This is a genomic window from Paenibacillus sp. FSL L8-0638, assembly GCF_038593075.1.
GTDB classification, from domain to species: domain Bacteria; phylum Bacillota; class Bacilli; order Paenibacillales; family Paenibacillaceae; genus Paenibacillus; species Paenibacillus polymyxa_D.
Genome location: NZ_CP151960.1, coordinates 2,490,319 through 2,503,342, shown reverse-complemented (window position 1 = coordinate 2,503,342; position 13,024 = coordinate 2,490,319). Strand labels below are relative to the sequence as shown.

1 protein-coding gene (cut by both window edges) is annotated in these 13,024 nt (G+C 53.3%); it reads right to left on the bottom strand.

All 13,024 nt of this window come from inside a single coding sequence — locus MKY35_RS11340, non-ribosomal peptide synthase/polyketide synthase, on the bottom strand. Of the gene's 42,315 coding nucleotides, 15,146 precede the window and 14,145 follow it; the stretch shown corresponds to coding positions 15,147–28,170 (codon 5,049, partial, through codon 9,390, complete); the first complete codon in reading order (the gene reads right to left) occupies positions 13,021–13,023. Both codon boundaries (start and stop) fall beyond the window edges.

Sequence of the window (13,024 nt, the reverse complement as noted above, 5' to 3'; positions counted from 1 at the left end):
GACAATCGATTCGCGTCCAATGCCTTCATTTCGCAATTTACGCGCCAATTGGTTCGCACGCTCGTTCAGTTTCCGGTACGTCAGCTGTTGCTCCTCGTACACCACCGCCACGTGATCTGGTACAAGCTGAGCCTGTTCTTCCACAAAGGTATGGAACAGGGCTCCTGCTTCAACTGCGGCACCATCCGTTACTCCCACTTCTCCAAAACCGTAGATGAGTTGCTCTTTTTCCTTGACGGTTACCATATTCAAAGTTGCCAGGGGCTGCTGCGGATGATATGCAATAGCTCGAACGATTTCCGCAAAATGCTGTGCCAATCGCGCAATGGTCTCAGCCTTATACAGCGCCGTGCTGTATTCCAGACTGCACAGAATGCCTTCTGGCTGCTCTATTGCCTCCAAGCTCAGATCAAACTTGGCCGTATGATTTTCCAGTGGATAGGAGCTCAAGGTCAGACCTTCCAGCAGTAACTCCTGTTGCTCCAATGTTTTCAACTCAAACATCGTGTCAAACAGCGCATTTCGGCTCGTATCCCGCGTCAAATTCAGCTTTTCAACCAGTTCTTCAAAAGGATAGTCCTGATGCTCATAAGCACTGAGCGCATGCTCCTTCACCTCTTGCAGATAATCCAGGAACGTTTTGTCACTGGACGGATAATTGCGAATCGCCAGTGTGTTGATGAAGACACCCACCAGATTACTGAGCTCCGCATGCGGTCGTCCTGCAATCGGCGTGCCGACGACAATGTCCTCTTGGCCTGTATATTTGTGCAAGAGTGTGGTGTACGCCGCCAGCAGCACCATATACAGGGTAGAGCCTGTTTGCGAAGCCAGTTCTTTCAGGCGTTCACTAACCTCACGCCCCAGTGCAAACTCGATCGTATCCCCTGCCGTACTCTGCACCGCCGGACGGGCAAAGTCGGTTGACAGATCCAGTACAGGCACTCCGCCCCGGAAGGTGCCCAGCCAGTATGCTTCCTGACGCTGCATCCACTCCTGATGGGTTTCGCTTTGCTGCCATACGGCATAGTCTTTGTACTGAATCCGCAATGGCGACAGTTCTTCACCGCCATACAAGCGGACAAACTCATCGGTCAGTACCTCCATCGACACGCCATCGGAAACGATATGGTGCATGTCGAGCATGAGTAAATGCTGGGATTCTTGCTCTACTCCTTGGACACCCAGATCCACCAAGCCTACCCGTAGCAGCGGTGCAGCTTTTAGATCAAACGGACGGATAAACTGCCGTACCCGTTCTTGTGCTTCCTGGCTAATCCTCGTGTACGTAGCTGTAGTTGTATCCAATCCTGTAGCTGTGTCCTGATCCGTATCCGTAATCGCACTCTCTACCTGTACCTTCGTATATTCCACCTCGAATGGCACGGTATCCTCAATCCATTGCATCGGCTCATTGTCTACCAGCTCAAAGCGGGTACGCAAGGTTGCATGACGATCGATTAGTTGACGGAACACGTCTTCTACTCGTTTCACATCCAGCGGACCGCTCACTTGCAGCACTGACGGCATGTTGTAGTTCACATCACTTGGATCAAACTGATGCAGTACATACAGTCGTTTTTGTGCTGAAGATAACGGGTAGAAGCTGCGTTCTTCTGTTACCGGAATGGACGCGTACACCACTTGATCCAGACCTTCCAGAACGGCTGCCAGTTGTTCAATCGTGGGTGCTTCAAAAATGCTGCGAAGGGGAAGCGGCTTGTTCAACTCCTTGTGAATCTTCGAGGCCAGTGTCGTCGCCCGCAGCGAGTGTCCACCAATCTCAAAGAAGTTTTCCTTTACGCCGACCTGCGTGAGGCCCAGCACATCCTGCCAAATGTGCGCCAGCTTCACTTCCACCCACGTCCGCGGTGCGACATAATCGGCTCCGCTTTGCAGGCTGCCTTCCGGTGCTGGCAGGGCCTTACGGTCAATTTTGCCATTTGGACTCAGCGGCATCTGCTCCAGCTGTACAAAGTACGATGGCACCATGTAGCTTGGCAGCTCCCGGCCCAACTCACTTCTCAGCTCACTGGCACCGATCTCTTGTCCGGCGACATAGTACGCCACCATTTGTTTTTGGCCCGTTTCATCTGCACGCGCCGTGACCACCGCTTCTCTTACCGATTCCACTTGGAGCAGCTGCGATTCGACCTCGCCCAGCTCAATCCGGTAACCCCGGATTTTCACCTGATGGTCGATCCGGCCCAGATATTCAATGTTTCCGTCCGGCATCCATCTCGCCAAATCGCCGGTGCGGTACATCCGCTTATACCCGGCTTCCCCGCCGGCAAACGGATCGGATACGAATTTCTCGGCCGTCAGCTCCGGACGGTTCAGATACCCACGTGCCACACCGACACCACCGATGCACAACTCCCCTGCAACCCCAATCGGCTGTAATTGCTCCGTGCCTTCCTTCACGATGTACAGACGAATGTTTTGAATCGGTTTTCCGATTGGAATCACTGCATATTCCTCTGACGGCTCGCAATCAAAGTACGATACGTCCACCGTCGCTTCGGTTGGTCCATACAGGTTGACCAGCTTCGCTCCAGCCAGGCTCGACACGAGCCGCTGGAACCGGGCCACATGCTGTGGCGGCAACGCTTCACCACTGGCAAAGACATGACGCAGCGTTGCCAGTTTCACTTGCATCACTTCCCGTGGCTGCTGCTCCACATACTCCAGGAACGCATGCAGCATGGCAGGTACAAAGTGCATCGTGCTCACGCCATCGCGGGCAATGGCGTCGACGATGTCTTCCGGGTTCTTTTCCCCGCCCACCGACAGCAGGCTTACCTTTGAACCGACCATCGACCACCAGAACAGCTCCCACACCGACACGTCGAAGGTGAAGGCCGTCTTTTGCAGGATCGTATCTTCCGCACTCAAGCCGTACCGATCATGCATCCACAAAATCCGGTTCAGAACGGAATGGTGCTCAACCATAACGCCCTTCGGTTTTCCCGTGGAGCCGGACGTATAGATGACATAGGCTACATGATGCGGCCCGGCCAGTGGCTCCAGATTCGAGCCGTCTTCGTGGTAAATGTCTTGGCCATCCTGCTCATGACGATCCAACACCAGCACCTGGCCGTTGAAACTCAGCGATGCTTGCTCCGCCAGATGCGCTTGCGTCAGCACCAGCTTCGCGCCCGAGTCCTCCAGCATGAAGCGGATGCGGTCGGCCGGATATTCTGGATCAATTGGCACGTAGGCTCCGCCTGCTTTGAGGATCGCATAAATACCTACGATCATGTCCAGAGAACGGTGAGCCAGTATGCCTACAGGCTGATCCGGCTCAACTCCTTCCGCACGCAACGTCCGGGCCAAACGGTTGGCTCGCTTGTTCAGCTCAGCATAGGTCAACGATTCCGCTCCACACAGCACCGCCACCTGATCCGGTGTATTCGCTGCCTGCTGCTCGAACAGTGCGCTTAGCGTTTGATCCTGCGGATAGGCTGCCGCCGTATCCCCCCAGACCTGAACGATCTGTGCCCGCTCTTCCGGTGTCACCAATTCCAGCTCATTCACACGGATATGCGGATTGTCAATTATTTGCTCGATGACATGCAGTACATGTCCCTGCATCCGCTCGATCGTAGACCGATCGTATACATTGGCGTTATATCTGAACATGATGCGGAAAAGCTCATCTGGCATCACAATCAAGTCCAGATCATAATTCGTTTGCTCAACAACCTCTACATTCGTAATTTCAAAAGCGGATGGACGAACTTCACCCAACTGCTCGACTTGCTCCTCAACCGGATAGTTCTCAAATACCATAATGTGGTTAATCAGATTTTGCTTCTGCTCGGTCAGCGCCTGAATTTCATACAGCGGGAAGCTGTCATAGGCTCCTGAGGCCAGTGCCTGCTCCTGCGTTTTGCGCATGATGTCCACAAACGTGGCATTCTGTTCGCTTTGAATCCGCACCGGGATCGTATTAATGAACAGACCGATCATATGCTCTACACCCGCAATATCCGTCGGACGTCCAGATACGACACTGCCGAATACAACATCCTCATTGTTGTTATATTTCTGCAAAATAAGGCCCCACACGCTCTGCATCAGCGTATTAATCGTGACCTGCTGCTGCTTCGCAATTCGGTGTATGGCTTCGCTCCACGTTGGGTCCAGATCTACTGTTATTTTTTCAGAAACATACTCGCTGGTTTCACTTGCTGTAATGGACACCGTATGATCCCTGCTGTCCGCCACGTGGTCTTTCGATGAAGTATCCGGTCCAGGTAATAACGTCTGCTGTTCAAAGCCCGCCAAATAGCTGCTCCAATACTCTTTTGCCGCACGTTCATCCTGACGCTCTAGCCATTCGATATATTGGCCATACGGCGTGATCGGAGCAAGCTCCGGCTGCTTCTGCTCCAGCAGCGCAAAGTACGTACCAAACACCTCACCCGTAACGAGCGATAAGCACCAGCCGTCCATGATAATGTGATGGAAGCTCCAGACCAGGTGATACGTTTCTTCATCGGTCTGCAATACCTGTACACGCATAAGTGCATCGGTACCCAGATTAAAGCCCCTAGCTTGGTCCTCCTGCTTAAACGTCTGGATATACGCCTGTTGCTCCGCTTCCTGCATGCCGCGTACATCCTGGAAGGAAAGGTCGCTATCTTTGTGACGGAACACGATCTGCAATGGCTCCTGACTGTGCCCTGTCTCAAACCGATGGAAATTCGTCCGCAGTGCTTCATGACGCTGTGTCAGCAGATCCAGGCTCTTACGGAAAATAACAACATCAAAGCTGCCTTTTTGATCAAACGATGCTTGCTGGAAGTATGCAGCTGAGTCTGGCTCCATCAAGCTATGGAACAGCATCCCCTTCTGCATTGGCGAAAGAGCATACACATTTTCCAGTTCGCCCACAGAAGCCGTTTGCTCCGTCAATTGCTCCAGTTGTTCCAACGACAAGCCTTTGAACAAGACATCGCTTGGGGTTAGTTCGCTCCGCTCTTGGGAGGCACAATGCGCGATCACTTCCTGCAAGCTTTCCTGCAGCAGCCGGGCAAACTTCTCTACATTTTGCTGTTGATATACCTTACTGTCATAGCGAATGTCCAGTGTCAGCCCGCCTGCTGTAATCATGCCGTTCACATTCAGCGGCTGCTCCAGTACGGTGCGGTCACTCATCGGCTCTCCACCTGGATGTGAAGACAGCGTGATATCCCCATTTTCCAAGTCCTGATCAAATTGTCCCAAATAGTTAAAGCTGATCTCAGGCTGCAAGGTTAAGGAAGGGTGGACATCATGCTGAGACATATATTTCAAAATGCCGTAGCCAATGCCCTTATGCGGCACATGACGCAGGTCCTCTTTTACCCGCTTGATGCGCTGCCCTACTTCCGCCTTTCCATCCACGTCCAGAAGTACTGGATACTGACTCGTAAACCAACCCACGGTACGTGTGATGTCGATATCGGGAACAATGGCTTCCCGTCCATGCCCCTCCAGATTGACCAGCACACGCTTCTGCCCACTCCAGTTGTACAATGCGGTGCCGAGTGCAGTTAACAGCAGATCATTGACCTCGGTGTTGTACGCACGATGCGATTCCTGCAGCAGTAGCCGGGTTTCCTGTTCGCTCCAAACCACGCTCACCGTCTCACTGTCTCTGACCACAAAATGCTGTCCTGCCGCTCTTTCTTGATCCTTAGGTAGCGATGCAACTTCCGTTTGGGCAAGATGCTGCCAATACTCGCGTTCATTTTCGATAGCCGGACTATTCGCATATCGAGACAAACGCTCTGCCCAAGCGGAGAACGAATCCGTTTTATATGGTAAGCGAATCGCTTCTCCCCGCACGGCCTGCTCATATCCAGTCGCAAAATCCTCAAACACAATCCGCCATGAAATCCCGTCTACGACCAAATGGTGAATGGCAATCAGTAAATGATCTCCATCCATGCAGCGGAAAAGTCCCAGCTTCACCAGCGGTCCTTCGTCCAGACGAATGGAGCTTTGGATGGCATTGGCTTTCATTTCAATTGCTGCTGCAACATCTGCCGCGTCTTCGACGCCCATCAGATCTACAACATCCAGACTATACAGCTCTCCTTCGTTCAAACCGCGATTCCACGCTTCATAGCCCTGTTCGGTCTGACGGAAGATCATACGCAGCGCATCATGATGCTCAGTTACCTTGGCCACCGTTTGATGCAATGCGGCTTCATCGAATCCTTGTGCTCTATACAGCATCACCGATTGGTTGAAATAATGTGGCTCTGCTGAGGATTGTCCAAAGAACCATTGCTGTATTGGGCTCAATTTAACTGCTCCCGAGACCACCCGCTGATCGGCTGTTCGGCTAACTTTGTGTACATGACTGCTCAGCAGCGAAATGGACGGATATTGGAACAAATCCTTCATCTCCAGCTTGTAGCCCGCTTGCAGCAAGCGGGACGATACTTGGATTGCCTTGATCGAATCGCCACCCAGATCAAAGAAATTATCCAAAATCCCGACTTTCTTCGCTCCTAATACAGCCTGCCAAATGGACACTAACGTCTGCTCCAGCGCTGTACGTGGTTCTACATAATCCGCTCCGCTTTGCAGGCTGCCCTCCGGTGCCGGCAGGGCCTTGCGGTCGATTTTACCGTTGGGTGTCAGCGGCATCTGCTCCAGCTGGATGAAGTACGAAGGCATCATGTAGTTGGGCAGCTCCTCACCCAGTAAGCTGCGCAGCTCCCCAGCGCTTACGTCTCTTTCAGCGACATAGTACGCCACCAGTTGGTTTTGTCCCTGCTCGTCCACCTGGGCCAGTACGATGACCTCTTGCACGTCTTCCACTTTCAAAATTTGTGCCTCGACCTCGCCCAGTTCGATCCGGTAACCCCGGATTTTCACCTGATGGTCGATCCGGCCCAAATATTCGATGTTGCCATCTGGCATCCATCTCGCCAAGTCACCCGTACGGTACATTCGTTCATAGCCTGCTTCACCAGCCGCAAACGGGTTCGCTACAAATTTCTCCGCCGTCAGCTCTGGACGATCCAGATAACCACGGGCCAGACCTGGACCAGACACGCACAGCTCACCCGCTACGCCGACCGGAGCCAAATGTCCATGCCCATCCACCATGTATACCCGATGATTCGGCACAGGACGTCCAATGGAAATGAGTTGTCCTGCCCTTGCATCCTCGGACACCGGCCAGATGGACGTTGCAACTGAGTTTTCAGTTGGACCGTAGCCGTTGTAGTACGCCACTTGATCCTTCCACTTGTATACCAGTTCGGTGGAAGATGCTGAACCCGCAGTGAACAGAATACGCAGGTTAGGCATCCGCTCTGGCCCCAGATACACCGCATAGGTCGGCGGCAAAGCGGCCACGGTGATTTGGTGATCCGCCATATATTGCTCAAACCGCTCGTAGTTCAAAATCGTCTCTGTCGTTGGCATGTATAATGTGGCGCCGCAGAACAGCGCTTGGAAGATTTCCCAGCAAGCCGCGTCAAACGAATAGCTGGCAAACAGCAGCGCATGATCCGATGTGCTCATCCGAAGCGTCTGATCAAAATACGTTTTCAGATTGCACAGCCCGTGATGCTCCAGCATAACGCCCTTTGGCTGCCCGGTTGTACCTGACGTATAAATCACATACGCCAAATCATTTGGACCGGACCACGGCTCCAGGTTGGAACCATCCTCGTGATACACCGTTTGTGCTCCATCCAGCACCAGCACTTGGCCATCGATAACTGCTTTGTCCACCAGATGACTTTGTGTCAACAGCAGCTTCGCACCCGAGTCGTCCAGCATATAGCGGATACGTTCCTCCGGATAGGTTGGATCGATGGGGACATATGCGCCTCCGGCTTTTAAAATCCCGAAGATGCCCACGATCATATCCACCGACCGCTCGGTCATCAGACCCACCAAACGATCTTTCGTCACGCCTTGACTGCGCAAGGTACGAGCTAATTGATTGGCGCGTGCATTCAGCTCGCGATAAGTCAGCGTTTCTCCTTCAAAGAACAAGGCTGTCTGCTCCGGCGTCTGCGCGGTTTGCGCCTCGAACAAGCCGTGGATCGTTTGCTCGCTTGGATATGCTGCCGCTGTATTCCCCCAAGCCTCGACGATTTGCTCACGCTCCTGCATGGTAACCATATCCAGCTCATGTACACGGATGTCCGGATTCGCTGTCACCTGCTCCAGCAGCTGTACCAGATGACCTCGGATTTGCTCTACACTTTCCCGTTCAAAGGCCAAGGCATTATACCCAAAGCTCATGTGAATGGTGTTCCCTGGCAGCACTACCAGGTTAAAGTCATAGTTGGTCTGCTCGACAGACTCGGCTCCGGTGATCGTGAAGCTGGACTCATCACCGCTGCCTAATTGCTCCAATTGCTCCTCTACCGGATAGTTCTCAAAAATAAGAATATGATTGATCAAATCCTGCTTAAGCTCCGACAGCCCCTGAATTTCATACAACGGGTACGTATCATAGGCATGGGAAGCAATCGATTGCTCCTGGGTTTGCCTCATCACGTCGGAGAACACACTACCCATTTGACTGCGGATACGTACAGGAATGGTATTGATAAACAGACCAATGATATGCTCCACATTCGGAATGTCTGCCGGACGTCCAGATACCACGCTGCCAAACACGACATCATCGGTGCCATTATATTTTTGCAGCAAAATACCCCAAACGGTCTGCATCAACGTATTGATCGTCACCTGGTAACGCTTGGCTATGCGCTGAATACCAGCTGTGAGATCCGCGCCCAAATCAAAATCTAAATGCTCCGACTGATACCCCGTTTTACCCTGAATTTTAGCCTGTGGCAGGCGGGACTGTTCCTCGTATCCTTCCAGAACCTTGCTCCAGTAACCGGATGCGGCCTGACGATCCTGCTGTTCCAGCCATTCGATATATTGACTGTACGGCGTTACAGGTGCCAGTTCAGGCTGCTTATGGGCCAGTATCGCAAAATAACTCGCAAACACTTCGTTTGTCACCAGCGACAAGCACCAGCCGTCCATGACGATATGATGGAAGCTCCATACAAAACGGTACGTCTCCTCACCTGTGCGCAACACAGCGACACGCATCAAGGCGTCTTGTGCTAGGTCAAAGCCTCTTTGCTTGTCTTTACGCGTAAATTCGAGCATGTATTCGTTTTGCTGCTCGTCCTTCATGTCCCGCAGGTCTTCAACATACAGTTCACTATGCTTATTGCGGTACACGACCTGTAGCGGTTCATCCTTCCAGCCGCTGTAGAAGTTCGTGCGCAGTACCGTATGCCGCTGCACCAATACATTCAAACTGGCCGCAAATGCAGCGATATTAAAATGTCCTCGCAGATCAAAGGAGGCCTGTTCAAAATATGCTCCCGATTGCGAATCCATCAGATTGTAAAAGAGCATCCCCTTTTGCATCGGCGTCAGCGCATATACATTTTCCAGCTCACCGATACGTGCGGCCTGTTCCGCAATCTGTTCCAGTTCTCCAGTCGTCAGACCTTTAAAGGACACATCACTTGGGGTCAACTCCGGCTGCTCCTGAGCCGCGCAATGCGCAATCACCTCTTGCAATGCGGATTGCAGCAGGCTCGCCACACGTTCCAGCGTCTCCTTACGATACTGCTTACGGCTGTAAGCAATTGTCAAACGCAGCGTGCCTTCCGAGATCATTGCGTTCAAATCCAGCGTATATTGCAGCGGTGAATGGGCATCCTCTGTCTCCCCTGCACTATAGGATGACAATGTGATTCCGCTGTTTTTCACATCCTGATCCACCTGCCCCAAGTAGTTAAAGCTGATTTCCGGTTCTGCAATCGCACACGCTTCACCTGATCCGAACGTAGGGGACAAGTAGCGCCAAGTTCCATAGGTCAGCCCTTTATGCGGAATCCGGCGCAAGCCTTCCTTGGTTTCTTTAATTCGCTGAGCCAGTGTCATTTCCTTGCCGGTCTCCAGCAGCACTGGATACAAGCTCGTAAACCAACCTACGGTACGTGTAATATCCACCTCTTGCAGGATCGCTTCCCGGCCATGGCCCTCCAGGTTCACCAGTACCTGGCCTGCGCCTGTCCAATTGTGCACCGCCAGTCCCAGCGCGGTCAGCAGCAAATCATTGACCTCGGTGTTATAGGCGCGATGGACCTGCTTTAACAGCTGCTGCGTTTCAGCTTCGGTCCACTCTACCGTCAGCACTTCGCTGTCTGCGTTTAAGGAGCCCTCGTAGGCAAAATCCTTAGGCAGCGGCGCGGCTTCCGCTTTGGCCTGTTCCAGCTGCTTCCAATAAACTTCATCCGAGGCAGCCTCAGGACGGTTGGCGTAAGAGAACAGCTCCCGTGCCCATGATTGGAAGGAATCTGTTTTATAGGGCAATCGTACAGGCTCACCCTTGCTCGCCTGCTCGTAGCCTGTCGAGAAATCTTCGAACAGAATCCGCCACGACACTCCGTCCACCACCAAGTGGTGAATGGCGATTAGCAGATGGTCGCCTTCGGCTGTGCGGCACCATCCCAGCTTCACCAGCGGTCCTTCGGACAGGTCCATGCTGCTTTGAATTTCCGTTACCTTCGCTTCCAGCGCTTCTGCATAGGTTTCCTGTTCACGGTAATCCACCGTTTCCAGCGTATACAGCGTGCCTTCCTCTACAGGGCGTGTCCAAGCCGTATAACCTGCGGGAGCCTGATGGAAAACCGTACGAAGCGCATCATGATGCTTCACAAGGTGATCCATGACTTGCCGAACCACTGCCTCGTTAAAGCCCTCAGCGCGATAGAGCATGACCGCTTGATTAAAGTGCTGCGGACGCTCGCGCTCCTGCGCAAAGAACCAATGCTGGATCGGAAGTAGCGCCGTTTCCCCGCTCACTTCTTCTTGGTCTGCCAAACGACGGACCTCGTGCATATGCGGTGCCAGCGTTTCGACCGTCGGATATTGGAACAAATCCTTCATGTCCAGCTTATAACCGGCCTGGAACGCACGAGATGCGATTTGGATGGCCTTGATGGAATCGCCACCCAGATCAAAGAAATTGTCCAAAATACCGACCGTCTGTAGTCCCAGTACCGACTGCCAGACTGCTACAAGAGCGCGTTCTTGCGCCGTACGCGGCTCTGCATAATCGGCTCCAGTTTGCAGGCTGCCTTCCGGTGCCGGCAAGGCCTTGCGGTCGATTTTGCCGTTGGGACTCAGCGGCATTTGCTCCAGCTGTACAAAGTACGATGGCACCATATAGCTTGGCAGCTCCCGGCCCAGCTCACTTCTCAGCTCGCTGGCTCCTAGCTCTTGCCCCGCGACATAGTAGGCGACCATTTGTTTTTGACCCGTTTCATCCGTACGAGCCATGACCACCGCTTCTCGTACCGATTCCACTTGGAGTAGCTGCGTTTCGACCTCGCCCAGTTCAATTCGGTAGCCCCGGATTTTCACCTGATGGTCGATCCGGCCCAGATATTCGATGTTGCCGTCCGGCATCCATCTCGCCAAATCTCCTGTGCGGTACATCCGTTCATACCCGGCTTCCCCGCCGGCAAACGGGTCTTTCACAAATTTCTCGGCCGTCAGCTCTGGACGGTTCAGATAACCTCGGGCTACCCCGACACCGCCGATACACAGCTCACCCGCAACCCCAATCGGCTGCATTTGCTCCGTGCCTTCCTTCACAATGTATAGACGAATATTCTGAATCGGTTTCCCGATGGGAATGACCGCATAGGCTTCATTCGGCTCGCAATCGAAGTACGATACGTCCACCGTCGCTTCGGTTGGTCCATACAGGTTGACCAGCTTCGCTCCAGCCAAGCTTGACACGAGCCACTGGAACCGGGCCACATGCTGTGGCGGCAATGCTTCACCACTGGCAAAGACATGGCGCAGCGTTGCCAGTTTCGCTTGCATCACTTCCCGTGGCTGCTGTTCCACATACTCTAGGAACGCATGCAGCATAGCTGGCACAAAGTGCATCGTGGTTACGCCATCGCGGGCAATCGTGTCGACGATCTCTTCCGGGTTCTTTTCCCCGCCCACTGACAGCAGGCTTACCTTCGAGCCGACCAGCGACCACCAGAACAACTCCCACACCGACACATCGAACGTGAAGGCGGTCTTTTGCAAGATCGTATCTTCCGCACTCAAGCCGTAGCGATCATGCATCCACAAAATCCGGTTCAGCACGGAATGGTGCTCCACCATCACGCCCTTCGGTTTCCCGGTGGAGCCGGAGGTATAGATGACATAGGCTACATGGTGCGGGCCAGCCAGTGGCTCCAGATTCGAACCGTCTTCGTGGTAAATGTCCTGGCCATCCTGCTCCTGACGATCCAGTACCAGCACCTGGCCGTTGAAACTCAGCGATGCTTGCTCCGCCAGATGCGATTGCGTCAGCACCAGCTTCGCGCCCGAGTCCTCCAGCATAAAGCGGATGCGGTCTGCCGGATATTCCGGATCGATGGGTACATAAGCTCCGCCTGCCTTGAGGATCGCATAAATGCCTACAATCATGTCCAGCGAACGGCGAACCAAAATGCCCACGGGCTGATCCGGCTCAACTCCTTCCGCACGCAAGGTGCGTGCGAGACGGTTGGCTCGCTCATTCAGCTCACGGTAGGTCAACGATTCCGATCCACACAACACCGCCACTTGCTCCGGCGTGTTCGCTGCCTGCCGCTCGAACAGCGTACTTAGCGTTTGATCCTGCGGATAGGCTGCCGCCGTATCTCCCCAGACCTGAACGATCTGTGCCTGTTCTTGCGGGGTCACCAATTCCAGCTCATTCACACGGATATTTGGGTTGTCTACGATTTGTCCGATGACGTGGTCGATATGACCCTGGATACGCTCCATAGCAGACCGGTTATACACCAGAGCATTGTATTCAAGCAGGATAGAGATATCTTCATCAGGCACGACAATCAGGTTAAAATCGTAGTTGGTTTGCTCGGCAAGTGCCACATTGGCAATAGAGAAGCCAGTTTGTGCCTTGGTCTCGCCGGAACCGCCCATCTGCTTCATCTGCTGCCCGATGGGGTAG